Annotated in this window: 22 protein-coding genes; 17 read left to right on the forward strand and 5 right to left on the reverse strand. The window is 48.9% G+C overall.

Translation table 11 applies throughout. The features are described from left to right. The 5 genes from CI595_RS07120 (at position 1) to CI595_RS07140 (ending at position 4,641) form a co-directional block, all read left to right on the forward strand. Positions 1 to 672, forward strand: coding sequence for an ABC transporter ATP-binding protein (locus CI595_RS07120; protein ID WP_095172595.1), 672 nt, complete (start codon positions 1 to 3; stop codon positions 670 to 672). Then, on the forward strand, positions 669 to 1,877 hold the full coding sequence (locus CI595_RS07125) for an ABC transporter permease (RefSeq protein WP_242987143.1): 1,209 nt from the start codon (positions 669 to 671) through the stop codon (positions 1,875 to 1,877). Before CI595_RS07120 ends, CI595_RS07125 begins: the two co-directional genes overlap by 4 nt. Positions 1,878 to 1,982: 105 nt before the next feature. Next, the gene (locus tag CI595_RS07130; RefSeq protein WP_065541314.1) at positions 1,983 to 2,420 is read left to right on the forward strand and encodes a MarR family winged helix-turn-helix transcriptional regulator; all 438 of its coding nucleotides are present in this window, start codon (positions 1,983 to 1,985) and stop codon (positions 2,418 to 2,420) included. Further along, a complete protein-coding gene (locus CI595_RS07135) occupies positions 2,413 to 3,750 on the forward strand; it encodes an MATE family efflux transporter (protein WP_187144006.1) in 1,338 nt (445 codons plus the stop codon). The genes CI595_RS07130 and CI595_RS07135 overlap by 8 nt, the downstream gene beginning before the upstream one ends. Before the next feature lie 234 nt (positions 3,751 to 3,984). Next, positions 3,985 to 4,641, forward strand: a complete 657-nt coding sequence (locus CI595_RS07140; RefSeq protein ID WP_095172596.1) for a lysoplasmalogenase family protein — start codon at positions 3,985 to 3,987, stop codon at positions 4,639 to 4,641. A 36-nt stretch (positions 4,642 to 4,677) separates the two neighbouring features. Here CI595_RS07140 and CI595_RS07145 read toward each other — a convergent pair whose 3' ends face one another. Beyond that, positions 4,678 to 5,844, reverse strand: coding sequence for a cation diffusion facilitator family transporter (locus tag CI595_RS07145; protein ID WP_095172597.1), 1,167 nt, complete (start codon positions 5,842 to 5,844; stop codon positions 4,678 to 4,680). Between the two features lie 155 nt (positions 5,845 to 5,999). Between CI595_RS07145 and CI595_RS07150 the strand changes: the two genes are divergently transcribed. From CI595_RS07150 to CI595_RS07165, 4 genes are all read left to right on the forward strand, one after another. Then, entirely contained in the window at positions 6,000 to 7,541 is a 1,542-nt protein-coding gene (locus CI595_RS07150; protein ID WP_095172598.1) for an extracellular solute-binding protein, read from the forward strand. A 13-nt stretch (positions 7,542 to 7,554) separates the two neighbouring features. Continuing rightward, positions 7,555 to 11,490 carry an ATP-binding protein gene (locus tag CI595_RS07155; RefSeq protein WP_095172599.1) on the forward strand — a complete coding sequence of 1,312 codons (3,936 nt, stop codon included), beginning with the start codon at positions 7,555 to 7,557 and terminating at the stop codon, positions 11,488 to 11,490. 67 nt (positions 11,491 to 11,557) lie between these two features. After that, on the forward strand, positions 11,558 to 11,980 hold the full coding sequence (locus CI595_RS07160; RefSeq protein WP_065541319.1) for a bacteriohemerythrin: 423 nt from the start codon (positions 11,558 to 11,560) through the stop codon (positions 11,978 to 11,980). A gap of 68 nt (positions 11,981 to 12,048) precedes the next feature. After that, positions 12,049 to 12,351, forward strand: coding sequence for a cysteine-rich small domain-containing protein (locus tag CI595_RS07165; protein ID WP_095172600.1), 303 nt, complete (start codon positions 12,049 to 12,051; stop codon positions 12,349 to 12,351). On the opposite strand, the gene CI595_RS07170 is transcribed toward CI595_RS07165, so the two are convergent. Continuing rightward, positions 12,305 to 12,979 (reverse strand): HAD family hydrolase, encoded by a 675-nt coding sequence (locus CI595_RS07170; RefSeq protein ID WP_095172601.1) that lies wholly within the window; start codon positions 12,977 to 12,979, stop codon positions 12,305 to 12,307. The genes CI595_RS07165 and CI595_RS07170 overlap by 47 nt on opposite strands. Positions 12,980 to 13,141: 162 nt before the next feature. On the opposite strand from CI595_RS07170, the gene yaaA reads away from it, so the two are divergent. Then, the gene (gene yaaA / locus CI595_RS07175) at positions 13,142 to 13,882 is read left to right on the forward strand and encodes a peroxide stress protein YaaA (protein ID WP_095172602.1); all 741 of its coding nucleotides are present in this window, start codon (positions 13,142 to 13,144) and stop codon (positions 13,880 to 13,882) included. Positions 13,883 to 14,025: 143 nt separating this feature from the next. On the opposite strand, the gene CI595_RS07180 is transcribed toward yaaA, so the two are convergent. Then, on the reverse strand, positions 14,026 to 15,384 hold the full coding sequence (locus tag CI595_RS07180) for an MATE family efflux transporter (protein WP_095172603.1): 1,359 nt from the start codon (positions 15,382 to 15,384) through the stop codon (positions 14,026 to 14,028). Between the two features lie 226 nt (positions 15,385 to 15,610). Here CI595_RS07180 and CI595_RS07185 point away from each other — a divergent pair, with 226 nt between their 5' ends. Both CI595_RS07185 and CI595_RS07190 read left to right on the forward strand, forming a co-directional pair. Beyond that, the gene (locus tag CI595_RS07185; protein WP_095172604.1) at positions 15,611 to 16,267 is read left to right on the forward strand and encodes an HAD-IA family hydrolase; all 657 of its coding nucleotides are present in this window, start codon (positions 15,611 to 15,613) and stop codon (positions 16,265 to 16,267) included. A 56-nt stretch (positions 16,268 to 16,323) separates the two neighbouring features. Beyond that, the gene (locus CI595_RS07190) at positions 16,324 to 16,905 is read left to right on the forward strand and encodes a cyclase family protein (protein ID WP_095172605.1); all 582 of its coding nucleotides are present in this window, start codon (positions 16,324 to 16,326) and stop codon (positions 16,903 to 16,905) included. A 61-nt stretch (positions 16,906 to 16,966) separates the two neighbouring features. On the opposite strand, the gene CI595_RS07195 is transcribed toward CI595_RS07190, so the two are convergent. Together CI595_RS07195 and carB are read right to left on the reverse strand one after the other, a co-directional pair. After that, the gene (locus CI595_RS07195; RefSeq protein ID WP_095172606.1) at positions 16,967 to 17,911 is read right to left on the reverse strand and encodes a DMT family transporter; all 945 of its coding nucleotides are present in this window, start codon (positions 17,909 to 17,911) and stop codon (positions 16,967 to 16,969) included. A 66-nt stretch (positions 17,912 to 17,977) separates the two neighbouring features. Continuing rightward, a complete protein-coding gene (gene carB, locus CI595_RS07200; RefSeq protein ID WP_095172607.1) occupies positions 17,978 to 21,199 on the reverse strand; it encodes a carbamoyl-phosphate synthase large subunit in 3,222 nt (1,073 codons plus the stop codon). A gap of 450 nt (positions 21,200 to 21,649) precedes the next feature. Between carB and CI595_RS07205 the strand changes: the two genes are divergently transcribed. From CI595_RS07205 to frr, 5 genes are all read left to right on the forward strand, one after another. After that, positions 21,650 to 22,675 carry a nucleoid-associated protein gene (locus tag CI595_RS07205; protein ID WP_095172608.1) on the forward strand — a complete coding sequence of 342 codons (1,026 nt, stop codon included), beginning with the start codon at positions 21,650 to 21,652 and terminating at the stop codon, positions 22,673 to 22,675. A 263-nt stretch (positions 22,676 to 22,938) separates the two neighbouring features. Continuing rightward, positions 22,939 to 24,306 (forward strand): sodium-dependent transporter, encoded by a 1,368-nt coding sequence (locus tag CI595_RS07210; RefSeq protein ID WP_095172609.1) that lies wholly within the window; start codon positions 22,939 to 22,941, stop codon positions 24,304 to 24,306. A 205-nt stretch (positions 24,307 to 24,511) separates the two neighbouring features. Further along, complete coding sequence (locus CI595_RS07215) at positions 24,512 to 24,868, forward strand: Hpt domain-containing protein (protein WP_095172610.1); 357 nt, start codon at positions 24,512 to 24,514, stop codon at positions 24,866 to 24,868. A 13-nt stretch (positions 24,869 to 24,881) separates the two neighbouring features. Next, positions 24,882 to 25,577, forward strand: a complete 696-nt coding sequence (gene pyrH, locus CI595_RS07220; protein WP_095172611.1) for a UMP kinase — start codon at positions 24,882 to 24,884, stop codon at positions 25,575 to 25,577. A gap of 17 nt (positions 25,578 to 25,594) precedes the next feature. Then, positions 25,595 to 26,152: a ribosome recycling factor gene (gene frr, locus CI595_RS07225; protein ID WP_095172612.1), complete on the forward strand. Its 558-nt coding sequence runs from the start codon at positions 25,595 to 25,597 to the stop codon at positions 26,150 to 26,152. Positions 26,153 to 26,206 lie beyond the last annotated feature (54 nt).

The following is a 26,206-nucleotide window of genomic DNA, read 5'->3' on the forward strand; positions in this document are numbered from 1 at the left end:
ATGATTCAATTGAAAGATGTATCCAAAATTTACCGCATGGGAATCAGTGAGGTCCGCGCCCTTGACCACGCCAGCATGGAGATTGAAAAAGGAGAATTTGTCAGTATCGTAGGCCCTTCCGGTTCGGGAAAATCCACGGTGATGAATATTATCGGATGCCTGGATACCGCGGATGAAGGGGAATATATTCTGGACGGCATTGCCATTGAGCAGTATTCAGAGACTGAACTTGCAGGGATCAGAAACAGAAAGATAGGGTTTATTTTCCAGAACTTTAATCTTCTGCCCCGGCTCAGCGCGGAGGAAAATGTGGAGCTGCCTATGATTTACCAGAAGGTGAAAACCGCGGACAGGAAGAGGAGGGTACGGGAAGCCCTGGAGCGGGTGGAGCTGACACACAGGAGGCACCACCGCCCCGCAGAACTGTCCGGCGGGCAGCAGCAGCGGGTGGCGATCGCCAGAGCACTGGTGACAGAACCTTCTTTGTTCCTGGCAGATGAACCCACAGGCAATCTGGATTCCCACACAGGTGAAGAGATCATGGAATTATTTCACGAACTGCACCGTGCAGGAAACACCATTGTCCTCATAACCCATGACAACCAGGTGGCGGACGAGGCGGAACGGAAGATCTGTATCAGGGACGGCAAAGTGAGAGAGGTGAGGATATGATACTACAGTCATTGAAAATGGCCTGGAACGCGGTCTGCTCCAACAAGATGCGGACCTTCCTCACCATGCTTGGAATCATTATCGGTGTCATTGCCCTGGTGGTACTGGTCTCTATTGCGGACGGAGCTACATCCTCAGTTACGGACCAGATATCCAATATGGGTTCCAACTATCTGACGGTATCCATTTCAGATGACAAGGAAAATCCCCTGCGCCTTTCAGAGCTGTCCGGATTTACGGAAAACGAAAATATTGAGGCAGCAGCACCCGTTTCCAGAACCAGTGTCACAGCAAAAAGCGGCTATGTGGACGGATCTATGACGCTGATCGGGACCACAGGCAGCTATCTGGACATTCAGAATCTGGAGCTGGCCTATGGACGGAATATAAAGAACACGGATGTGGAAAATAATTCTTATGTGGTGATCCTCACAAAGGATTCTGCCGAGGAGCTTTTCGGCTATGAGGACGCCGTGGGCGAGACAGTAGCCCTGGACGGAAGAAGTTTTCTTGTTGTCGGTATCCTGGATGAGGAGGAGTCAGCATCCGCTGTGCAGATGTCGGCAGGTTCGGAAGAGGGGAGCAGTGTGATGCTGGAGGGGTATATCCCCTATTCCACCATGACCCGGATCGCAGATAATATCCTGTACGTGACCCAGTTCTATGTGTCGGCAGCCAGTGAGGACACCATGGATTTTGCAGAGCTGGCTATGGAACAGATGATGCTGGAACGGTTTGGCAACGATGAGGACGCATTCACCGTCGTCAGCCAGTCAGCGTTGATGGAAACCATGGAGAGTGTGACCAGTACCCTGTCTCTTATGCTGGGCGGTATTGCGGCTATATCCCTTCTGGTGGGGGGCATAGGCATTATGAATATTATGCTGGTGTCCGTGACAGAGAGGACCAGGGAGATCGGTATCCGTAAGGCCATCGGTGCAGGCAGAGGAAGTATCATGATGCAGTTTCTCATCGAAGCGCTGCTGGTAAGCCTCATGGGCTGCTTGATCGGCATCGGCTCTTCCTGGGGGATCTTAAAGATGATCGGAAAGGTGAGCCAGGATGCCATGAGTTTTTCCATGGCCCCGGAGGTGGTCTGGGTGGCTGTGGGATTTTCCGGCTTGATCGGAGTGCTCTTTGGCCTGTACCCGGCAAATAAGGCGGCAAAAAAGCGCCCCATTGATGCCCTGCGCTACTCTGGGTGAGAGGGAAAACGGCAAAGATTTCAGTTGACAAACATAAATCCTCCTGATAATATAGTTAAGTGAATTTAATTAAATTTACAAAACTAAATGATTGGGAGGATAAAAATGGGTATTGTAAAAGAAATCAATAATTTCTATTATCACATGGCGCTTTATGAGCTGCAGGTGATGAACGGAAATGATTATTATAACGGGCTTTCCTACAACAGCCTTTTATACATCAATGTGATCGAACAGATGAAAGAGTGCACGGTCAGCAAGATGGCCGATGTGCTGAAAATCACCAAGTCCGCCGTAACCCTGAAGATCAACGAGCTGGTAAAGCAGGGTGTGGTGGTAAAAAAGCAGAGCGAAAAAGACAAGCGGGTTTATTATCTGGAGCTGAGTCCGCATATCACTCAGGTTTTGGGGGTATACGACCAGGTGTTTTACAAAATAGAGAGGGAATTAAAGGGCAAATACTCCCAGGAGCAGCTAGAGCTGTTTGGAGATGTGCTGAAAACCATCAGCGGCTATGAATGGAGGAACATGCAGGATGATTGATCAGGGCCTGGAAAGAAAGATAACGGTTCCCTCCATTCTGAAATTCGCTCTTCCCTCTATGGTCATGATGGTTGTCATGTCCCTTTATACCGTGGTGGACGGTATGTTTGTGTCAAGGCTTGTGGGCACAGACGCTTTCTCCGCCGTTAATATTGTTTACCCGCTTCTCAGCTTTGTCATTGCGCTGGGTACCATGTTCGGAACCGGCATCACTGCCATTGTTTCAAGAAAGCTGGGAGAGGGAAAACAGCAGGAGGCTTGCGAGAACGTGACGTTTATCACATTGTTTGCTGTAGGGCTGGGCATTGTGATCACGGTCCTCTCCTTTGTCTTCCTGGAAAAGATCATTTACATGCTGGGGGCAAATGAGGATATCTACGCATATTGTTATGCCTATGCGTTCCCTCTGCTTTTCTTCCAGCCGGCCAATATACTGCAGTTGGAATTCCAGAGTCTCTTTGTGGCAAACGGAAAGCCTCACATTGGCCTAACCGTTACTGTGGCAGGCGGCCTGGCCAACGTGATACTGGATTATGTATTCATCGGCATTTTAGATATGGGAATATCCGGTGCGGCAGTGGCAACAGGGATCGGCTACTGTATTCCCGCATTTTTCAGTATCTTTTATTTTATTTTTAATCGGAAGGCGCAGCTTCATTTTGTAAAGCCTAAGATGGACTGGAAGGTGCTGCTGCATTCCATGACAAATGGTTCTTCCGAGATGGTGAGCAACTTGTCAGGAAGTATCACCACCTTTTTATTCAATATTATAATGATGCGCCTGGTGGGAAATGAAGGGGTTGCGGCAATCTCTATCCTGCTTTACCTGGATTTTGTGCTGATTGCCATAAGTCTTGGATATTCCATGGGCGTGGCACCTCTGTTCAGCTATAATTACGGAGGAGGAAACATACCAAAGCTTCGGAAACTGTATAAGATCAGTATTGGTTTTTGTATGGGCGTCGGTGTAGTGATGACGGTGGGAACCTTGCTGTTTTCCGGAAATCTGGCCTCTGTTTTCGCTGAGCGCGGGAGCCGGGTCTATGAACTTGCCACGGCAGGACTGTCGGTTTATGCTTTTGGATATGTGTTCAAAGGTTATAATATCTTCAGTTCCGCCATGTTTACCGCTTTTGGAGACGGAAAGGTTTCGGCGATCCTGTCCTTTATGCGGACGCTGGTATTTCTGGTCCTGTTTTTGATCGGATTTTCCATCCTGTTTGGTGTGAGCGGTGTCTGGAGCGCATCCGTGGCGGCGGAGCTGATGGCTTTTGCCCTGGCTGTGTTCTATACTATCAGGAAAAAAACAGCATATCATTACCTTCCCTGAGTTCCCTCAGTATGAAATATGGACGCGGACGGATGAATATAGTATACTAAAAGGTAACGATTCAGTAGGTCTGCGTATCCACTGCGCTGACCGTAAGAAAGTGTACCACGGCCTAGCAAAAATCCCATCGCCAAAGGCGATCCTGCACGGATTTTTGCCGGCAACTGTGAGGGCACTGAACAGTTACACGGAAAGTAACGATCTGTCCGCAGGTCTGGGGGAAGGGGGATATGCTTGAAAGGATGGGAAATATTTTTTCTGTCAGCAGCAGCGGTGCTGATGATTTTTCTGGGAACCACGTATGTGCGGAAAAAGCATAAAACAGGCAGAAAAGAGATCGGTTATAAAGTTTCTGCCACATGGATGGCAGTGCTGCCGGCTCTATATCTGGCACTTAGGGAGCAGAGCCGGGTATCCTGGCTTATCGCAGCGGGAACCATTTTCTGCATGACAGCGGATGCGCTGCTGGAGGTACATTTTGTGACGGGAGCCGCGGTGTTTGCCGCAGCCCATGTGTGCTTTATCGGGGGGCTGCTGTGTCTGGCTTCACCTGCCTGGTATACATTCGTTCTGCTGTGCTGTGTGTATGCAGTGCTCTTTGCCATACTCAGGCCTTATATCAGGAAATTGGGAAAGCTGGCAGTGTTAGGGGCACTCTATGTGGCCTTTCTCTGTGCCATGTGTTCCATGGCAGTGACGGTGTTTCTAAAGTCACCGGGACCGTCCGGGGCCGCGGCCGCTCTTGGAGGAGCAGCCTTTGTGGCGTCGGATACCATACTGGCTGTCAACCTGCTGGGTGAGAAAAACAGCAGGAAATTAGATAAGATACTATTGGTCCTGTACTATGGGGCAGTATACCTGCTGGCTGTGTGCAGATATCTGCCGGGATAAAAAAGAGGAAAGCTGTGTGCGCAGCTTTCCTCTTTTTTAAGCGAAACTATGGTCTACCTGGATGACTGCATAGTAACAGCCCTGCAGTGCCCGGATCTGCTCCTTGACCCGGTTTACAACATCCACCTCTGTCATGGGAAAATCGTGGGGGATGACCAGGTCAAAGATCAGATTGGAATGGGTTGGCCCCTCCACCACGCGGAAGTCATGCATGGTAAGCCTGGGTGAAATTTCGCTGATGATACGGTCTGCCTCCGCTTTCAGATGATTGATATGGACGTTGTCGGTAACAATGGGGTCCATATGTATGGTGGCGGAACAGTGCAGCTTTTCCTGCAGCTCTTTTTCGATGTTGTCTATCTCATCGTGGATCTGCAGGATATTGCCGCTTGCAGGCACCTCGGCGTGGAGGGAGATCATGAGACGGCCGGGACCGTAGTCATGGACGATCAGGTCATGAATGCCCTGGACCGTGGGGTGGGCAGTGACAAGGGACTCGATATTTTTTACAAAGTCCTCCTTGGGAGGCTGCCCAAGCAGGGGATTCATGGTTTCCCTTAAGGCCTGGATACCGGTATAAAAGATAAAGAGTCCGACCAGGATACCGCACCACCCGTCAATGAGAATGCCGGTATAGCGTCCGATCAAAGTGGCAGCCAGCACAACGGCTGTGGACACGGTATCACTGAGAGAATCAGCGGCCGTGGCGGACATAGCTGCGCTGTCCAGCTTCCGGCTGAGGGCTTTGTTATAATAAGCCATATACATTTTTACCAGGATAGAGACACACAGGATGACAAGGATCAGAGGGCTGCTGTCCACCGGAGCGGGGCGGCGCAGTTTCTCTATGGACGATTTTACCAGCTCAAATGCCATGATCAATACAGCTACTGATACAAAAAGACCGGAGATATACTCAATTCTTCCGTGGCCGAAAGGGTGTTCCGGGTCCGGCTTCTGACCGGACATCTTAAAGCCGATAAGCGTGATCACAGAGGAACCGGCATCAGACAGGTTATTGAAGGCATCCGCCGTTATGGCAATGGAACCGCTCAACATGCCCGCCGCGAATTTCCCGGCAAACAACAGGAGATTGAGAAAAATCCCTACGGCACCGCTTAAGATCCCATAGGCCTGTCGTACCTTAGGCGCAGCTGTGTTCTTATGATCCTTAATAAAAAGACGTGATAATAATTGAATCATTTATCTTCCTCCAAATACAGATTTTGTGAAATCCTCTGTTTATTTTATACGAAAGTTTGGAAAGACGCAAGAAAGCAGGAAAAAGATTTACATTCCCGTATGCGAATGATATGATTATAGGGAATGAAATATAGATAACAGAGGGGTAATTACATATGAAAAAGAGAATGAGATATATCTGCTGCCTGCTTCTGGCAGCATCATTGACTGCCGGTCTCCTTGCGGGATGCGGTAATGACAGCACCAAGACCGGAAATGAGGAACAGACGAAGCAGGAGGAAGAAGGAGAAGCGAAGGATGGGGATGACCAGGCCGCGGTGAAACTAGATCCGGACAAACCCATCTCCATCACAGTCTGGCATTACTATAACGGTGCCCAGCAGGTGGCTTTTGACGAGCTGGTCAATGAGTTCAATGAGACTGTGGGAAAAGAAAAGGGTATTTTTGTAAAAGGTTACAGCCAGGGAAATGTAAACGAGCTGGAGGATACAGTGATGGCATCCCTGAATGAGGAAGTGGGTGCCCAGGAAATGCCCAATATTTTTTCCGCTTACGCAGATGCAGCCTATACGGTGGACAGCAGAGGAAAGCTGGCAGACATTTCCGCCTATATGTCTCAGGAGGAGCTGGACGAATACGTGGATTCCTACATAGAGGAGGGAAGGATCGGTGAGGGCAATACACTCCGTATTTTCCCCACGGCAAAGTCCAGTGAGATCTTCATGATGAACAAGACAGACTGGGATAAATTCGCGGAGGCAGCCGGGGCGTCACTGGAAGACCTCTCCACCTTGGAAGGTGTAACGGAAACCGCCCAAAAGTATTACGAGTGGACAGACTCCCTGACCCCGGATGTGCCGGAGGACGGAAAAGCATTTTATGGAAGAGATTCGGTTGCGAACCTTTTTGTCATAGGCTCCAAACAGCTTGGCCAGGATATTTTCCAGGTGGAGAACGGCAAAGCTTCCGTTGCAGCGGACAAAGAGATCATGAAGAAAATATGGGATAATTTCTACGTGCCCTTTGTGAAGGGATACTTTACCGCATACGGCAAATTCCGCTCAGATGATGTAAAAATAGGAGAGATCCTGGCATTTACAGGCTCCTCCACGGCATCCATGTATTTCCCCGATGAGGTGGAACAGGAGGACAATGTTTACCCTATCGACTATGTGGTCCTCCCCGCACCTTCTTTTGCGGACGGAGGGAATTATATTGTGCAGCAGGGAGCCGGAATGGTAGTCACAGAGACAACAAAGGAGGAGGAATACGCCTCCGTGCTGTTTTTGAAATGGTTCACTGAGACGGAGAACAACATCCGCTTCAGCTGCGCGTCAGGATATCTTCCGGTAAAGAAGGAAGCAAACTCCCTGGAGGCTGTTGACAAGGTGGTTGACGGGCAGGGACTGGAGATTCCGGACAAGACTTACGATGTGTTAGACAGCCTGTTCGGTACGCTTGAGAATGCAACGCCCTATACGACCAAGGCTTTTGAGAACGGAACAGAAGCCAGGAAAGTTCTGGAATATAATCTGGCGGATAAGGCCGCGGAGGACCGGAAGGCTGTGCAGGAGCTGATCGCCCAGGGGCAGACTTTGGAGGAGGCATGCGCATCATATGTGTCTGAGGAATCCTTCCAGAGCTGGTATGATGATTTTGTTGCAGCTTTGCAGAGTATCATGAATAAAGCAGAATAAGGCGGAATATAAAATGAGGAAAAGAAAGTGGACTATATTGGCTCTGTTTTGCATCCCTCTCATTGCGGTGCTTGTGATACAAAGCCTTCTTTCATACGGAACCGTCCTGATCGGCGGCACAATGCGGCTGCTGGACTCCTATGCTGTGGGAATCATGGAACAGACAGTGGAGAACAGGAAGATCACGTTAGAAAACAATATGGTCCAGCACTGGATGGAAGTCAGTGAAAATGAGGAGAAGATCAGCAGGGAGCTGGACTCCCTTCTGTCATCTAACCGGATCACAGTAAAGGAGTTTCTGGACGACGGACAGCTCCAGAAACAGCTTTTGCAGAATACGGCACTCTCAAGCCTCTATCAGCTCAGAAAAAATGAGGTGACAGGCAGTTTCCTGGTTTTGGCCAATCAGGACGGGGAAAACGAAGAGGGCGGCCGGATATGCAGGGGATATTATTTCAGAGATGCTGACCCGTCTGCAAATTCACTGGATTACTCTGATGTGCTCATGGAGCGCGGAGGCAGGGATATTGTCCATCAGACAGGGGTTGCCCTGGACAGCTACTGGACTACGGATTTTACGTTTGAGCCTTCCGGGAAGAATTCCAGGGATAACTTCTTTTACAAACCCTATGAAGCGGCACTGGAAAACCCAAATGCCAGCTATACAAACCTTGGGTACTGGAGCAGTCCCTTTTCTCTAAACGAGGGTAAGAGCGGCGGGGAATATCCTGCGCTTACCTACTCGGTTCCCCTGATCAGCAATGGGGTGGTGTACGGGGTTATGGGCGTGGAGGTATCCAGCAGCCATATTGTGGATATGCTTCCGGCCGGCGAACTGAATAAAAATGAACAGAGCGGGTATCTGCTGGTTAAGAGCACAGAGAAGAACAAGTGGGCCCCTCTTGTGGCCTCCGGAGTCCTGGGAGAACGGCTCCGGGCGCTGGGGCCGTATCTGAATGTCCAGGAGAGTAAATTTGACCAGGTCTATACTCTGGATGAAGACGAAGATGACGGAAAGCTTTATGCATCGGCGAAAAAGCTGCATCTCTACAATACGAATACGCCTTTTGAGGATGAGGAATGGCTCCTTGTGGGAATTCAGAAGGACGATGCCATTTTCGGGATCGGACAGCAGATTTTGTGGAAGGTATTGGCAGCGATCCTGGTAGCCCTTGTATTTGGGATTATCTGCACCTACCTGGTGGCGAACCATGTGACCAACCCCATCCGGCGTCTGGCAGAATGTATACGCAGCAGTACCGGCAAGAGTCTGGAACATTTTAAAGCCTCCGGTGTATCGGAGGTGGATGAACTGTATGATGTGGTGAAAAATCTGACCAGACGGCAGGAAGTGGCTGAGAGGGGACTGACAGAGGAAAAGGAAAGGTACCGCATTGCGCTGCAGAGCAGTGATGATATTTTCTTTACATATGATCTAGGCAAAGAGGAAATTGAACTGTTCAACTACCCCCAGCGTGACGGACAGGCAGTCAGATATAAGATCACGGAGGAATTGGAGCTTTTAAGCAGCCGGACTTTTACGGAGGATATCAGTAAGTTAAAAAGAGCATTCTCCGGGGAGGAAGATGAGATCCATATAGAATTCCGCGGAAAAAGAGAGAGCGCTGAGGAATTCCGCTGGAGACTGCTAAAGGGTGAGGTGATCCGGGATGAGAACGGCGGGAAAAGCAAGATCATCGGCAGCATTCGGGATATCCATGAACAGAAGATGCAGGAACTCAGGGAGATTGAATCCGCAAAGCGGGACCCTATCACAAAACTGCATACACAGAGAGAGGGACGGCGGTATCTGACAGAGGTGCTTGCCCGTGGGGACAGTGGATGCATGGCGCTTCTGGATCTGGATGAATTCCGGATACTGAATGAAACCTATGGCCTTATCTTCGGGGATGTGATCCTGGAAGAGATTGGAAGTCTGCTCCTTACAAAAAAAGAACAGCTAAAGCGGACAGAGGCAAGAGAGATCATATTGGTGCGCCAGGGCGGAGATGAGATCCTCATCTGGCTTGCAGAGTTTACCGGGGAGGAGACAGAGCAGTTTTTAGATGAGGTGCGAAAAGAGATCGCCCAGCTTTACCAGGGGGCAGAATTCAGTATTCATCTATCCGCAGGAGCCTGTATGAGGAATAACGCTAACCTGGGATATGTCCAGCTTTTGCGCCGGGTGCGCTGTGCCCTGACTTTTGCAAAGCAGAAAAAGGACGGCAGGGTGTATTTCTACCGGGAGATCCCAAGCCAGACCAAAGAAAACATCTTGACGGAGATCAACGATATAGCCAGCATCACCAGCGGTCCCCAGCTTAATATGGTTTCCCTCACCCTGAACTTCTTTGATAAGGGCGGGGATATGGCGTCCATTCTGTCAGTGCTCTTTGTCAAGATGGGGCATTATTACGGGGCAACGGATATCCTGATGACTTCCGTGGACCGGGATTTCCATACTGCTTATATTTCCCATCAGTGGCATAAGAATCCTGCAGATCATCAGGAGAAAGATATGAAGCGTTTTACCGCGGAGGAATTCAAAGCGCTTGCAGAACAGTACAGAAGAGAGCCTTTCCTGCTTGACGGGAAACAGATGACAGAGCAGCAGCGGAAGTTTCTCATGCTGCCTGAGACAAAAAGGGGCTTCAGCGTCCCCATGACAGATGGCGGAAAATACATAGGCTCCATAACGCTGTTGGCAGAAGAAGGGGCGGTTCTGTGGGATAAAAAGGAGCAGAGCAACATCCAGGAGACTGCCAAGATCATAGAGAATAACTTAAACAAAGTCCATTATGACCAGGCCAGCAAGGCAAAAAGCGAATTTCTCTCCAGAATGTCCCATGAGATCCGGACACCTATGAATGCCATTATAGGTATGACGGAAATTGCCATGCAGGATAAAGAGGTGCCGCCAAAGGTGCAGACATATCTGGAAAAAATCAGTACCTCTTCGGACTATCTTCTTTCGCTGATTAATGATATACTGGATATGTCCAAGATTGAAAGCGGCAAGATGAAACTGGAACTGCTGGATTTTGACCTGGAGCAGTGGGTGAGGGATATTGATGATCTGATCAGGCCTCAGGCGGCCCAGAAGGGGATCATCTATACTACGGAAACACATTTTGTGCAGAAATGGGTGGTGGGAGACGCCATGCATCTGAAACAGGTGTTGATTAATCTTCTGGGAAATGCGCTGAAATTTACCGGCAAAGACGGACATATCCTGTTTGCTGTGAACCAGCGCCGAACGGCACCGGATCAGACGGAGATTTCCTTCTCTGTGGAGGACACGGGGATCGGAATCGAGGCAGAGGACCAGAAGCGGATCTTCCATTCCTTTGAACAGGCAGGCGAGAGTACGGCGCGCAGGTTTGGAGGAACAGGCCTTGGGCTTGCCATCAGCAGCCAGTTAGTGCAGATGATGGATGGGGAGATTAGCCTGGAGAGCGAGCCTGACAAGGGCAGCACCTTTTCCTTTGCCATTACCCTGAAAGACGGCACAAAGCAGGAAGAGGAAGAGAATGTTTCAAAAGAGACAGATACACTGCGGGGCAAAAGAGTCCTGGTGGTGGAGGACAACGAACTGAATGCGGAGATCGCAGGCTCGATCCTGAACCTTCATGGAATCCGGGCGGAGCGGGCTGACAACGGGCTTCAGGGCGTGAAAGCATTCTCTGAAAAAGAACCGGGATATTATGACGCTGTCCTTATGGATATCCGTATGCCGGTTATGGATGGCCTGGAGGCCACCAAGGAGATACGGAAGCTGCCCAGGGAAGACGCAAGGACCATACCGATCATTGCCATGACGGCCAATGCTTTTGACGAGGATATGAAAAAGTCTATTGAGAGCGGCATGAACGGCCACCTGGCAAAGCCCATAGACTTTAAGGAACTGCTGCAGATGCTGTTAAAGGTCACAGGCAGCAGAAAACAGTAACTGATTTTGGTAACTCTTATCTGTTCTGCAGATAATGGTTAATAGAATGTACAGGAGGTATTGATTAATGAGAGCAGAATTTGATGAATCTCTGGTAACCGGTAATGACATGATCGATTCCCAGCACAAGGAGCTGATTGGCAAGATCAACCAGCTTTTGGAGAGCTGTGAGGATGGACAGGGTAAGGTAAAGGCAGTTAAAATGCTGGATTACCTGCTTGACTACACAGAATTTCATTTCAGTGCAGAGGAAAAGCTCCAGGAGGAGATCGAATATCCGGGACTGGAAAAGCACAGGGAAAAACATAACGAATTCCGCCAGGCAGTGAAAGAGCTTCAGGAGATGCTGGAGGAAGAGGAAGGCCCCACCGAAAACTTTGTAAAACAGGTGGAAAAAAATGTTGTGGACTGGTTATATGACCATATCAAAGGATTTGACCGTTCCGTAGCTGAGTACAAATTTATGCGCTCCAATCCGGAGAGACTGTAAGATAATAAGAGGGCGGGTGCTTAGGTGCCCCGCCTCCTTTCATTCATGACAATAGAAAGGCTGATATTATGAGCAAGGAAAAATACTGGGAGGGCAAACAGTACGCCTTTTTCAGCCATAAGGACTGCGAATACTTTCCCTGTCACAAAACAAATGACCCGGAAAATTTTAACTGCCTGTTCTGCTACTGTCCTTTGTACGCCCTGGGCGACCAGTGCGGAGGGAATTTTCACTATACCAAAGAAGGCATCAAGGACTGCAGCAAATGCGGCCTTCCCCACAAAAGGGATAATTTCGGGTACATTACAGGCAAATATAACGAGATCATGGAGATTGCAAAAAAGAACCGCAGGAATCCAGATAAGGAATGACCTGGGACAAATCTTCACATATGATGTCACAGAACGGGCGGATCTCATCCACTGCAGGGGTCAGGTCAGGCACCATACAGGACCAGGCGCCTGCGGCTTTGGCAGCGCGGATGCCGTTTAGGCTGTCCTCCAATATCAGGCACTGCTTCGGCGGTGTCTGTAATTTTTCCGCGGCGGTCAGGAAGATTTCCGGGTCCGGTTTACCGTTCTTAACCTCATCCCCGCACACCGAGGCGGCGATATACGTTGTAACACCTGCCATGTCCCAGTAACGGGAAGCATCACATCTGGGGGTGGAGGTGGCAACCGCAGCCGGAATCTCATGTTCCTTTAAGTATGTAAGGAGTTCCATCAGTCCCTTCTTCACGGGTACACCGTGTTTCTCAATATATTCTTTTTGATATCGGGTCCGGATGGCACGGCCCTGATCATAGTCCACGGTTCCCCGGAACCATTCTTCAAAAAGTTTACTGCTCCGCTCCCTTGTTCCCCCGCGCATCTGGCTTAAATGATATTCTGTCAGGGTAAATCCCATCTCACGGCTGGCTTCCTCCCATCCTGCCTTCATCAGGCGCTCTGTATCAAACATCAGCCCGTCCATATCAAAAATCACTGCTTTTATATTCATATGTTTATCTCCTGTAAAATTTTCTCAGACAAAAAAGCAAATCTATTATAGCATAGAATCCGTGATTGTGCTAAACTTTTTGGAGGAAGAGAAAGGAGCAGGTAACTGTGAGCGTTAAGATCCGTAACATTGTGAAGGCGTAAGACAGTTACAGAATTACATATGAAGATCATTATTTCACCGGCGAAGAAGATGAATATAAATACAGATGAACCTTTTGAGACAACCATGCCTGTTTTTATAGAGGAGGCAAAGCTTTTGAGAGACAGACTCAAAGCGATGGAATATGGGGAGCTGAAAAAGCTTTGGCAGTGTAATGACAGGATCGCCGAAGAAAATTTTCTAAGGCTGAAGGAGCTGGAGCTGGATAAAAATATGACACCTGCGGTTCTGTCCTATGAGGGGATCCAGTACCAGTATATGGCGCCCCAGGTGTTCTCAAAGGAGCAGTGGGTGTATGTGGGGGAGCACCTGCGGATCCTGTCAGGACTTTACGGTGTGCTGAAACCTATGGACGGAGTGATCCCTTACCGCCTGGAGATGCAGGCAAAATTGGAGATGGACCGGACAAAAGACTTATATGCTTTCTGGGGGGACAGGATTTACAGAGAACTGGCAGAAGGCGAAGAGTTTATACTGAATCTGGCATCAAAAGAATACAGCAGGACAGCAGAAAAATATGCGGACCGGGAAATGCGTTTTGTTACCTGCATTTTCGGGGAGCTTTTGGATGGAAAAGTAAAGGTAAAGGGGACTATGGCGAAGATGGCAAGAGGTGAGATGGTGCGGTGGCTTTCTGAGAAGGATTTTACGGAGCCGGAAGAGATAAAAGAGTTTTCCGGCCTTGCCTATGGGTTTGACCCCAGCCGTTCTACGGAGAAGGAGCTGGTTTTTCTGAAATAGCAGTAAGAGACAGCCTTCCCGGGATATCAGCAAAGATATCCGGGAAGGCTTTGTTGTACGGGATATCATCAAAGATACCCGGGAAGGCTTTGTTGTATGGGATATCAGCAAAGATACCCGGGAAGGCTTTGTTATACGGAATGTCAGAAATCCCTGGTGATATTCTGCAGCCATTTGTAACTCTTGTAATGCCGGTAGATAAAGGGCATCTTTACAAATTCGTCCAGACAGATAAGGAAATAAACCCACATAGGCGGAAGCTTCAGCAAAAAGGCGCTGATAAAGCCCAATGGAACTGCGAACAGCCACATATCAATAAAGTCACAGAGAAATCCCCATCGGGAATCACCGCCGGAGCGGAAGATACCGCAGATGACCGTGGTATTCATGGCCTGTCCCAGTACATAGTACATATTGATATAGAGCATGGTGCTCAGATATCCCTGCGCAGTGGGAGTCAGGTCAGCCATGTTCATAAACAGGGGACGCAGAAGGAAGATAATGATTCCCCCTACGATTCCGCTGATAAACGTGATCTTGCAGAACCGTGTGGAGTCCTCCTTCACAGTATCCATAAATCCCGCGCCTATGGATTTGCCAAGCAGGATGGCACCGGCATTGGCAAGGCCAAAGCAGACCACAGTACCCAGATTTCTGGCTACAATGACCACGGCGTTGGCAGCTACCATGTCGCTGCCCAGATGTCCCATGATCACAGAGTACATGGAAAACGCCACACCCCAGGAGACCTCATTGCCAAAGGCCGGAAGGGAATAGCGGATAAAATCTTTAAAGAGCAGTTTATGGCGCTCTATGATCGTTTTGGGCCGGAAACGTATGGTTTTAAAACGGCAGGCATCTAAAAGACAGATGGCAAGCTCCACACCTCTTGCTATGGTGGTGGCCATGGCGACACCTATGATCCCCATTCTGGGAAGCCCGAACAGCCCGAAAATAAATACCGCGTTCAATATAATATTCAGCCCCAAAGCGGACGCGTTGGTGGCAGTGGCAAAGATCACCCTCTCAATGGAGCGCATGGTGCACAGGTAAACCTGCGAAATGCTCATGAACAGGTAAGAGATGCCCACGATCCTCAGATAAGGAATGCCGGCAGCGATAAGCTCCTGGTCTGAGGTGAAGATCACCATGAGCAGTCTGGGAAAGAAACAGGCCAGCACAAAAAACAGGGAGGATATGAGGATGGATAACCGCATACCGATTCCCATGATCCGCTCTATGGTTTCTGTATCCTGTTTGCCCCAATACTGTGCTGCCAGCATAATAACACCGGAAGCGATGCCGGAATACACCAGGTTCAGGATAAACATGATCTGGCTTGCCAGGGAGCCGGCTGCCAGAGCAGTCTGGCTGACCCAGCCCAGCATGATCACATCGGCAGAGCTGACCGCTGTGGTGATCAGGTTCTGGATGACAATGGGCAGTGCCAGCCGGAACATGTCTTTATAAAAGGTTGATCGTCTTGTTGCTGCTATTTCCATTATGTAAGACCTCTCCAAATTTATATTGCATTTTTTTGCATGCTAACTTTTAGTATAAAGGATTTTTATAAAAATGTCATACAATAATTGGAGAAAAATCTATAATATTTTGACTTGTTCTTGTTTTTGGGCAGGTTTTTGTCTATAATGAAAAAATGACGCGTTCCGTATACGGTGAATCGTAACTGTGAACAGCAACTTATGACTGCCAAGGGAGAGAGAAAATATGTATCAAGTATTGTTATTTGACCTGGACGGCACTTTGACTGCATCCGGGGAGGGAATCACAAGATCAGTCCAGTATGCGCTGCGTAAGCTGGGAAGAGAGGCCGAGGATCTGAAGGCTCTGGAAGTGTTTGTAGGCCCGCCTCTGCTGGAACAGTTTGTGCGCTACTGCGGTATGTCTGAGGAGGAGGCGGTTAAGGGTGTCCATTACTACAGGGAACGGTATAATGTGACAGGACTTTTTGAGAACCGCCCCTATGAAGGCATCAGGGAAATGCTGGAGACCCTGAACGGGAAGGGATATACACTGGGCGTGGCCTCCTCTAAGCCGGATGGGTTGGTGAAACGGATCCTGGAGCATTTCGGACTGACGGGATACTTTCAGGAAATCGTGGGCAGTGACCCGGATAAGATGAAAATGTCCAAGGCAGATGTCATTGAGATCATCCTTGACAGACTGGGATACCGGGACAGAAGAGAGGACGTTGTCATGATCGGGGACAGGAACCAGGATGTGAACGGTGCAAGACAGGCTGGTGTTTCCTGCATTGGAGTTACATACGGATACGGCAGTTATGAGGAGCTGTCAGAAGCCGGTGCGGACAAGATCGTGAAAAGTGTGAAAGAATTGGAAGAATATCTGCTGAAAGGCCAGTGAAAGGCAGGGAATAGCGCAGAAGCCTGAAACGGATACAGGGAAAAGAGGAATTACACATGAAAGTAAAGAAAATGTATGATATAGGAAAAGAGCTGTTTTCAACCCCGGCGTATCCGGGAGACCCGGTGCCGGGAAAAACACCTTACTATGAGATAGAAAAAGGAGATGCCTGTAATCTCACAGTGCTCACCATGGGAAGCCATAACGGTACACATTTAGACGCGCCAAAGCACTTTTGTGCAGGAAAGCACGGAGTGGACAGGATCCCCCTGGAAAAATGTATGGGAACCTGCAAAGTTGCAGACTTTACAGGTACAGTACAGGCAGAAGATATGGAGCGGATGCTTGCGGACGGCACGAAAAAGCTGCTTTTAAAAGGCCATATCCTGCTGACACCCCAAGCTGCATCTGTTTGTGCGGGGGCAGAACTGGATCTGATCGGTGTGGAGGACCAGACTGTAGGAGATCCGGATACCCAGAAGGAGATACATCGGATCCTTTTGGGGGCGGAGATCGTCATTGTAGAGGGACTTGTATTGGGAGAGGTTCCAAAAGGAGCGTATTTTCTGGCAGCTCAGCCAATGAAAATGGCAGATTTGGATGGCTCACCTGTGCGTCCGGTCCTTATAGAAATGTAAAAAAATGGTGTCGGCATACAGCCGGCACCATTTTTTTAATCTGCACCATGGTCTTATAGCTTCAGGATACCGTTTCCCCTTCCAGGGAGTTTGTGTCTACACCCTCTCTTTTGGGATTGACCTGTGCCAGGATAATGGCAGCGAACATGAGAACACAGCCGATCATCTCTTTGGCAGACAGGTGCTGGTGAAGGATAACCCATCCCGCCAAAACGGAAACGACAGATTCCAGGCTTAAGATCAGGGAAGCAATGGTAGGATCACAGCCCTTTTGACCGATGATCTGGAAGGTATAGGCTACACCGCAGGAAAGGATTCCCGCATAGAGGATGGGCAGCCATGCCTGCAGAATATTGCTCATCTTCGGCGTTTCCAGAAGAAACATGGGAATCGCCGACAGAACAGCCGTCACAAAAAACTGGATACAGGAGAGTTTGGTTCCGCTCACCTTCGCTGAATAATGATCCACCACCATAATATGGATGGAAAAACAGAAGGAGCAGATCAAAATAAGAAAGTCTCCTTTGCTCAGGGAAAGGCTTCCTGTCATACACAGAAGATACAATCCCACCAGTGCGGTCACCACGCTGATCCAGATACGCAGTCCAGGCTTCCTTTTCAGGAAAATACCGAGAATGGGCACAATGATGATATACAATGCGGTGATAAATCCCGCTTTACCCACAGTAGTATACTGAATGCCCACCTGCTGAAGAGAGGTGGATATAAATAGCATCAGACCGCACAGACCGCCGCCTATGATCAAGTCACGGGGACGGTCAAGTGCCTGGGAGGATTGGTTCTTATCAGGGTCCTTCCGGGCATTTTTTCTGCCCAGAAGGAAAATGCAGGGGATGAGGACAAGACCGCCAAGCAGAGTTCTTACCATATTGAATGTATAGGGACCTACATAGTCCATGCCCACGCTCTGCGCCACAAAGGCCACTCCCCAGATGACTGCGGCGGTGAACAGCAGCATAAAATTTTTAGATTGTTTGGCTGTCATGTATATAAACTCCTTCTTTGACTGTTTGGTACCTTCATAGCTGCAGGCAAAGCAGCAGCTGTTTTTTTACGCTTCCAGACTCTTATGGTATTCCTGCAGGGATTTCAAAGAGCCGTGTTCCTTACGGATGACCGCTGCAATGCCTTTGGCGCTTGCAAGCGCTGCGGACATGGTGGTCAGGTAAGGGATCTTCTTATTGATGGCGGTCTTTCTCAGGTATGAATCATCGTATTTGCTCTGTTTTCCGGCAGGAGAGTTTACGATCAGGTCCACTTCCCCGTTTACCATAGCGTCGTAGATATTCGGACGGCCTTCCTGCAGTTTTTTGAGAATCTTGCAGGGAACCCCGTTTTCTGTGAAATACTGGCCGCAGCCTTCTGTGGATACAATGGTGAAGCCCAGCTCGTGAAGCTGTTTCGCAACTTCCAAAGCCTGTACACGGTCGCCTTTGTTCACACTTACCAGTGCATTGCCGGACAGCGGAAGTTTGGCACCTGCTGCCTCCTGTGCCTTATAGTACGCAAGACCAAAGGATTCACTCAGTCCCAGAACCTCGCCTGTGGAGCGCATTTCCGGTCCCAGAAGGGGGTCAACTTCAGGGAACATGTTGAATGGGAACACCGCTTCCTTCACACCGTAGTACGGATGTGCTTTTTCAGAGAAAGAAGTCACGTCAGGACGCTCCCCGGTCAGCTCGTATGCCATGAGCTTTGTGGCAATATTCGCCATGTTGATATTGCAGACCTTGGATACCAGAGGTACCGTACGGGATGCACGTGGGTTGGCTTCCAGAACGTAAACCTTACCCTCACAGATTGCGTACTGCATGTTCATCAGACCGACTACACCCATCTCACAGGCAATGGCTGTGGTGTACTGGCGGATGAGCTTTTTGTTCTCCTCAGAGATTTCCACGGACGGGATCACGCAGGCAGAGTCACCGGAGTGGACACCGGCCTGTTCGATATGCTGCATCACGGTAGGAACAAATGCGTTGGAACCGTCAGAGATGGCGTCCGTCTCACACTCCAGCGCGTTCTGCAGGAATCTGTCCATAAGGATGGGGCGTTCCGGCGTCACATCAATGGCTGCTGCCATGTAGTCGCGGAGCATATTGTCATCGTATACCACTTCCATTCCCCGGCCGCCCAGTACATAGGAAGGACGAACCATCATGGGATAGCCGATGCGGTGGGCAATTTCCAGGGCCTCATCCACATTGACTGCCATTCCGGACTCCGGCATGGGGATATCCAGCTTTTTCATCATAGCGTTGAACAGGTCACGGTCCTCAGCCATATCAATGACAGCCGGGGAAGTACCCAGAATGTGAGCGCCGCGTCTCTCCAGTTCCGCCGCGATGTTGAGCGGAGTCTGGCCGCCGAACTGCACAATGACACCCAGGGGTTTTTCTTTATTGTAAATGGACATGACATCTTCCACGGTCAGCGGCTCAAAGTACAGCTTGTCTGAAGTGTCATAGTCTGTGGATACTGTCTCAGGGTTACAGTTGACCATGATGGTCTCAAAGCCCAGGTCGCGCAGTGTGAAGGCAGCGTGTACGCAGCAGTAGTCAAACTCAATACCCTGTCCGATCCTGTTTGGACCGCCGCCCAGGACCATGACCTTGCGGCCGTTTGATACAGGTGCTTTGTCCTCCCCGTTGTAGGTGGAGTAGTAGTAGGCAGCAGGTTCTTCCACACCGCTTACCGGAACCGCATCCCAGCGTTCGTTCATACCCAGGGACTCTCTTCTTCGGAACAGTTCCCATTCATCCACATCCAGAAGTTGTGCCAGGTATTTGTCTGAGAATCCGTCTTTCTTAGCCTGGATCAGCAGTTCGTCAGGCAGATTGCCGCCGCGGCAGGCAAGGATCTTTTCCTCCAGGTCAACCAGTTCTTTCATCTGCTCCAGGAACCACATTTTGATACGGGTCATCTCATGCAGTTTGGTAAGAGGCGCACCCTTTCGGATGGCTTCGTAGAGAATAAACTGTCTCTCACTGGTAGGCTCGCTCAGTTTCAGGTACAGCTCGTCCAGGGAAAGCTCATGGAAGTCTTTTGCAAATCCAAGACCATAGCGGCCTTTTTCCAGGGAGCGGATGGCTTTCTGGAGTGCTTCCTTATAATTCTTGCCGATGGACATCACCTCACCCACAGCTTTCATCTGGGTGCCCAGTTTATCCTCCGCTTTTTTGAATTTTTCAAATGCCCAGCGTGCAAATTTTACAACCACATAGTCGCCGCACGGTTTATAATCTGCCAGAGAGCCTCCCTTATAATAAGGAATCTCTGAGAGAGTAAGCCCTGCAGCCAGCAGTGCGGATACATAGGCAATGGGGAAGCCCGTAGCCTTGGAGGCCAGTGCTGAGGAGCGGGAAGTCCTGGGGTTGATCTCAATGATGATGATACGGTCAGTCTTAGGATCATGAGCAAACTGCACATTGGTTCCGCCGATGACACCGATAGATTCCACGATGGCGTGTGCCTGTTTTTCCAGACGGTCCTGTACTTCCTGGGAAATGGTCAGCATAGGAGCGGAACAGAAGGAGTCACCTGTGTGCACGCCCATGGGGTCAATATTTTCTATGAAGCAAATGGAGATTTTCTTGCCTGTTGCGTCGCGGACAACTTCCACTTCCAGCTCTTCCCATCCGATGACAGACTCCTCTATGAGGATCTGGTTTACCATAGATGCCGCAATACCGCGAGCTGCCACTTTGCGGAGTTCTTCCTCATTATACACAATGCCGCCGCCGGTGCCGCCCATGGTGTAGGCCGGACGGATGACACAGGGATATCCCAGTTCGGAAGCAATCTTCACTGCCTCCTCAACTGTATAGGCCGGTGCGCTTTTAGCCATCTCGATTCCCAGTTCATTCATAGCCTCTTTGAAAGCGATACGGTCCTCTCCGCGGTTGATGGCGTCAACCTGAACGCCGATGACTTCTACTTTATATTTTTCTAAAACGCCTGCGTTGTACAGCTCTTCACAGAGGTTCAGTCCGGACTGTCCGCCCAGGTTGGGAAGCAGGGCATCCGGTCTTTCCTTGTCAATGATCTCTGTGAGACGGTCCACGTTCAGCGGTTCGATGTAAGTAACGTCAGCTGTTGCCGGGTCTGTCATAATGGTTGCCGGGTTGGAATTGACCAGTACGATCTCATAGCCCAGGCTTTTCAATGCTTTACATGCCTGTGTTCCTGAATAGTCAAATTCGCAGGCCTGTCCGATGATGATAGGGCCGGAACCGATGATCAGAATTTTGTGAATGTCATTTCTCTTTGGCATAGCTATCCTCCATTTTTCTTTGTGCTTTATAATCCGCCATGGAAATTTGGCGGAACATGATAATAGAAGGCCTGTATTTTACCATCCACAGCCACTATCCCGCGAGGTGTTTTTATGCGCCTGCGCATGAAAATCCCGAGATAGCCAGCGCGATATGGAGCAGAATGTTCCATATCTGTGCATCGCAAAACGCGTTACTATTCACAGAACTGTGTTTTTGGCAGGGCTGTGAATAGTAACGCCTGTGTATCACGCCTTCATCAGGGACAATTATAGCATAGTCCTATATTTTGCCGCAAGTATAAATAGCCCGAAAAATGTAGATAAAATTTGCAGTTTGCTGTATACTTTACAGGAAACCTGTATCCGTTTTCCGTATACAGGTGTAAAAGATCAGAAAAGGAGTGGCAGCTATGGAGATGAAAAATAGCTGCCAGGAGTGAAACACATATGATAGCAGATAAAGAAGAAATCCATATTGGACAGGCAATCGTACATATTCTGGACTCCACAGTGGGGATGCCGGTTCTGTCTGACAAGGTACTTGACTATGGTTCCGATTTTGCGGACTTTTTAAAAGCCCATATTTTCAGGATCGATACCAGTGACGAGATACGGAGCTGCAGCTTTTCGGAGGAAGAATCCACCATATATAAATATGTGGAAGAATATGATACGGAAAATTTTGTTGAGATCTCCAAGAAAATTGCCCAGGAACTTTTTACGATCATGAACCAGAATATTGAAATCCCCCCGGCAGACCTTCTGGTGGCGGAGTACCAGGTGGACAGGCATAACTATCTGGCGCTCTTGAAGATGAATTACCGTACCTCTTATACACACCTGACCAATGCGGACCCCTGGGGCAACAACAATGACATTATCATGCAGAAAGCCATCCTTCCGGGGGAGACACAGAAGCTTTCCGAGGCCGCCCTGCTGGATCTGGGTGCGCCCCAGTATGTGCGTCTGGTGGAGAAAAAGTATGACGTGAGCGGTGTGAAGACGAACTATTTTTCAAAATTGTTTTTAAAATGCCAGGGCTCCCTGTCAGCCAAGACCCGGCTTTCTATTGTAAATAAAGCAGTGACGGATGTGCAGAAGAAATATTACAATGAGTCCGAGCAGTTTGAGGTGCAGATGGAGACCAAGAGCATTATCAACCAGGAGCTTTCCAGCGAGGGTATTCTGGATGTGCCTGTGGTGATGGACAAGATCTTTAAAGAACATCCCCAGATGCGGGAGGAAGTGCAGGAAAAGCTGGAGAAATACAATTTGGCAGAGACCCGTGTGGAACCCCAGAACCCGACTACCACCAAAAAATTCACAAAACAACACCTGCTCACAGACACGGGAATTGAGCTTAAAATTCCTATGGAGGAGTACAATAATAAGGATAAAGTGGAATTTATCACCAATCCGGATGGTACGATCTCAGTTCTCATAAAAAACATAGGAAGTATTGAGAGTCGTTAGTCAAAGACCCCGCCGCAAGCATCGGGGCATCAAATTTGCAGCACAGCGAGCTGCGGGGCCTTTGACCCTCGCGGCAGTCGCCAAATACCCATGCGAGCAACGAGCCAAATACCCATGCAAGCATGGCTACTTGGCTCGTTGCTCGCATGGGTATTTGGCTCGTTGCTCGCGGAAATAAAATTGTGGCGTTTTATCAGACATTATGATACAATATTTCAGCCGGAGAAGGAAGAATCCGGTAAAAAAATAAAGAGGTTGAGGAAATGGAAAGAGAAAAATTTTCTTCCAGGCTGGGTTTTATCCTGATATCCGCAGGATGTGCCATCGGCCTTGGAAATGTATGGCGTTTTCCCTATATAACGGGAAAGTACGGCGGTGCGGCGTTCGTGCTGATCTATTTGTTCTTTCTGATCGTTTTAGGACTGCCCATCATGGTCATGGAATTTGCCGTGGGCAGAGCCAGTCAGAAAAGTATTGCCACATCCTTCAATGTGCTTGAGAAAAAAGGCAGCAAATGGCATGTTTACCGGTATTTCGGTATGGCAGGCAACTATCTGCTGATGATGTTCTACACAACCATTGGCGGCTGGATGCTGGCCTATTTTGTAAAAATGGTGAAAGGCGACTTCGCCGGACTTGACACCGAGGGGGTCAGCGCTGCGTTCGGAAGTCTTTCTACAGATATGCCACAAATGATCTTCTGGATGATCTTGATCGTTATCATCGGTTTTGCGGTTTGTTCCATGGGCCTCCAGAAGGGTGTGGAGAAGATCACAAAAATCATGATGGTGGTGCTGTTGGCTTTGATGGTGCTGCTGGCTGTGCGTTCCTGCACACTGGAGGGCGCGTCGGAGGGACTTAGATTCTATCTGCTGCCTGATTTCGGCAAGCTGACGGAGTATAAGATTCAGGAAGTTATCTTCGCGGCCATGGGACAGGCCTTCTTTACCCTGAGTCTTGGGATCGGTGCCCTGGCAATCTTCGGAAGCTACATTGGCAAAGACCATAAGCTTACCGGTGAGGCTGTCAGCATTACGATCCTGGATACCATGGTAGCGCTTATTGCCGGTCTGATCATTTTTCCGGCGTGTTCTGCCTTCCAGGTAAATCCGGGGGAAGGTCCGGGCCTTGTGTTTGTCACTTTGCCGAATGTGTTTAATGCCATGAAAGGCGGAAGATTCTGGGGTTCCCTGTTCTTCTTATTTATGTCCTTTGCGGCGCTGTCCACCATTATTGCCGTGTTCCAGAATATCATTTCCTTTGCACAGGATCTGTGGGACTGGAGTGTAAAAAAGGCAGCTCTTATAAACGGCATTGCCATATTCCTGCTGTCCCTGCCCTGTATTTTCGGAATGACGATCTGGAGTGATCTCACTATTTTAGGCAAAGATATCATGGGATTTGAAGACTTCCTGGTCAGCAATAATCTGCTTCCCTTAGGTTCCCTGGTGTATCTTCTGTTCTGTGTGACCAGATACGGATGGGGCTGGAAAAACTTCCTGAAAGAAGCCAACACAGGAGAAGGCATAGCTTTTCCAAAGAAAATAAAAGTTTATCTTACATTTATCCTGCCGGTCATTGTGCTTTTTATCTTTATTCAGGGATATTGGAGCCTCTTTCAGAGTTTATAGAAAATTCCCTTGAAATCAGTAAATTTTACAGGTATACTAGGGATAGAATAAAAATCTGAGTTATTGTTCACACGCCACAGTCCGGCGGAGTGCTGCCGGATTTGGGGACGGACCATAACAGATCTGACAGACAGAGATATGCCACGGCTGCAGATGCTGTACCGATTAGGGATGATTTTCGGCATATAATAATAGGAGAATGTATATGGAACATATAATGTTGACAAAACTGCGTGACGCGGGATGTGACGTGAATGGCACACTGGAGCGTTTTATGAACAATGAAATGCTGTGCATGAAGTTTTTGAAAAAGTTTCCTCAGGATGAAACTTTCATGGAAATGAAGAATGCTTTCGCCCAGGGGGATGCCGAGGAATTTTTTAAAGCAGCCCATACCATGAAAGGTGTTTCCGGCAATCTGGGGCTCAGCAGCCTCTATAATGAGATGCAGCCCGCAGTGGAGAAGAGCAGAAGAGGCGAACTCCCCTCAAAAGAGGATATGGACATAATTGAAAAGCAGTATCATGAGATAATAAAGATCATCAGAGAAAATGAAGAGTGAAGAGGAATGACAGATGAAGAGAATTTTACTGAAACTCAGCGGAGAGGCACTGGCAGGCCCTAAGAAAACAGGGTTTGATGAGGCGACAGTCATGGAGGTTGCCCGCCAGGTAAAAGTTCTGGTGGATGAGGGCATCCAGGTGGGTATTGTCATCGGAGGCGGCAACTTCTGGAGAGGCCGCACCAGCGAGAACATTGACAGGACCAAAGCAGACCAGATCGGGATGCTTGCCACAGTTATGAACTGTATCTATGTGTCTGAGATCTTCCGCACGGCTGGCATGAAGACCAGCGTCCTGACCCCGTTTGAATGCGGTTCCTTTACAAAGTTATTTTCCAAGGACCGTGTCAATAAATACTTCGACCGCGGCATGGTTGTCTTTATGGCAGGCGGTACAGGCCACCCCTATTTTTCAACAGATACGGCCACGGTACTTCGCGCAGTGGAGATTGAAGCTGACATGATCTTTCTGGCAAAGGCTGTGGACGGCGTGTATGACAGTGATCCCAAGAGCAATCCGGATGCCAGGAAGTATGATGAGGTGGGCATCCAGGAAGTTATAGATAAAAAGCTGGCTGTTGTGGATATGACTGCGTCCATCCTCTGTATGGAAAACAAAATGCCCATGCTGGTGTTCGGACTGAATGAAAAAGACAGTATCGTGAATACCGCGCACGGTAAATTCACGGGAACAAAAGTATTAGTATAATCTGGGAGGAAATGAGAATGGCAACAGATGAAAGAATCGCAAAATATGAAGATAAGATGAACAAAACAATGGAGGCCCTGGTAAAAGAACTGGGAACGATCCGTGCCGGACGTGCAAATCCGCATATTCTGGATAAAATCACCGTAGACTATTATGGGGCACCTACACCTCTGCAGCAGGTGGCTAATGTAACAGTACCGGAACCCAGAATGATCCAGATCCAGCCGTGGGAGTCTTCCCTGATCAAAGTGATCGAAAAAGCGATCCTGGTTTCTGACCTGGGGATCAACCCAAACAATGACGGCAAGTCTATCCGTCTGGTGCTGCCTGAGCTTACAGAAGAGCGCAGAAAAGAGCTGGTAAAGGACGTGAAGAAAAAAGGGGAGGCTGCTAAGGTAGCTGTCCGCAATATCCGCCGCGATGCCAACGAGGCATTTAAAAAACTGGCAAAACAGGATGTATCTGAGGATGAGATCAAGGAGCTGGAGGAGGATATCCAGAAACTGACAGATAAATTCGGCAAGAACATTGATAAAACAGTGGAAGAAAAATCCAAAGAAATCTTAACAGTATAAATTAGAATCAAGAGGGGCACATACAAGAAAAAGGTATTGTGCCTCTTTTATGCG

The sequence above is a fragment of the Blautia hominis genome, from assembly GCA_002270465.1.
GTDB lineage: Bacteria > Bacillota > Clostridia > Lachnospirales > Lachnospiraceae > Blautia > Blautia hominis.

What these genes read in the sequence shown, in the direction of transcription:
- CI595_RS07145 (WP_095172597.1), bottom strand. Translation starts at nt 5,844, where the DNA reads ATGATTCAATTATTATCACGTCTTTTTATTAAGGATCATAAGAACACA.
- CI595_RS07170 (WP_095172601.1), bottom strand. Translation starts at nt 12,979, where the DNA reads ATGAATATAAAAGCAGTGATTTTTGATATGGACGGGCTGATGTTTGAT.
- CI595_RS07190 (WP_095172605.1), top strand. Translation starts at nt 16,324, where the DNA reads ATGAAAGTAAAGAAAATGTATGATATAGGAAAAGAGCTGTTTTCAACC.
- CI595_RS07185 (WP_095172604.1), top strand. Translation starts at nt 15,611, where the DNA reads ATGTATCAAGTATTGTTATTTGACCTGGACGGCACTTTGACTGCATCC.
- CI595_RS07150 (WP_095172598.1), top strand. Translation starts at nt 6,000, where the DNA reads ATGAAAAAGAGAATGAGATATATCTGCTGCCTGCTTCTGGCAGCATCA.
- CI595_RS07125 (WP_242987143.1), top strand. Translation starts at nt 669, where the DNA reads ATGATACTACAGTCATTGAAAATGGCCTGGAACGCGGTCTGCTCCAAC.
- CI595_RS07195 (WP_095172606.1), bottom strand. Translation starts at nt 17,911, where the DNA reads ATGACAGCCAAACAATCTAAAAATTTTATGCTGCTGTTCACCGCCGCA.
- CI595_RS07215 (WP_095172610.1), top strand. Translation starts at nt 24,512, where the DNA reads ATGGAACATATAATGTTGACAAAACTGCGTGACGCGGGATGTGACGTG.
- yaaA (WP_095172602.1), top strand. Translation starts at nt 13,142, where the DNA reads ATGAAGATCATTATTTCACCGGCGAAGAAGATGAATATAAATACAGAT.
- frr (WP_095172612.1), top strand. Translation starts at nt 25,595, where the DNA reads ATGGCAACAGATGAAAGAATCGCAAAATATGAAGATAAGATGAACAAA.
- CI595_RS07205 (WP_095172608.1), top strand. Translation starts at nt 21,650, where the DNA reads ATGATAGCAGATAAAGAAGAAATCCATATTGGACAGGCAATCGTACAT.
- pyrH (WP_095172611.1), top strand. Translation starts at nt 24,882, where the DNA reads ATGAAGAGAATTTTACTGAAACTCAGCGGAGAGGCACTGGCAGGCCCT.
- CI595_RS07165 (WP_095172600.1), top strand. Translation starts at nt 12,049, where the DNA reads ATGAGCAAGGAAAAATACTGGGAGGGCAAACAGTACGCCTTTTTCAGC.
- CI595_RS07120 (WP_095172595.1), top strand. Translation starts at nt 1, where the DNA reads ATGATTCAATTGAAAGATGTATCCAAAATTTACCGCATGGGAATCAGT.
- carB (WP_095172607.1), bottom strand. Translation starts at nt 21,199, where the DNA reads ATGCCAAAGAGAAATGACATTCACAAAATTCTGATCATCGGTTCCGGC.
- CI595_RS07160 (WP_065541319.1), top strand. Translation starts at nt 11,558, where the DNA reads ATGAGAGCAGAATTTGATGAATCTCTGGTAACCGGTAATGACATGATC.
- CI595_RS07135 (WP_187144006.1), top strand. Translation starts at nt 2,413, where the DNA reads ATGATTGATCAGGGCCTGGAAAGAAAGATAACGGTTCCCTCCATTCTG.
- CI595_RS07155 (WP_095172599.1), top strand. Translation starts at nt 7,555, where the DNA reads ATGAGGAAAAGAAAGTGGACTATATTGGCTCTGTTTTGCATCCCTCTC.
- CI595_RS07210 (WP_095172609.1), top strand. Translation starts at nt 22,939, where the DNA reads ATGGAAAGAGAAAAATTTTCTTCCAGGCTGGGTTTTATCCTGATATCC.
- CI595_RS07180 (WP_095172603.1), bottom strand. Translation starts at nt 15,384, where the DNA reads ATGGAAATAGCAGCAACAAGACGATCAACCTTTTATAAAGACATGTTC.
- CI595_RS07130 (WP_065541314.1), top strand. Translation starts at nt 1,983, where the DNA reads ATGGGTATTGTAAAAGAAATCAATAATTTCTATTATCACATGGCGCTT.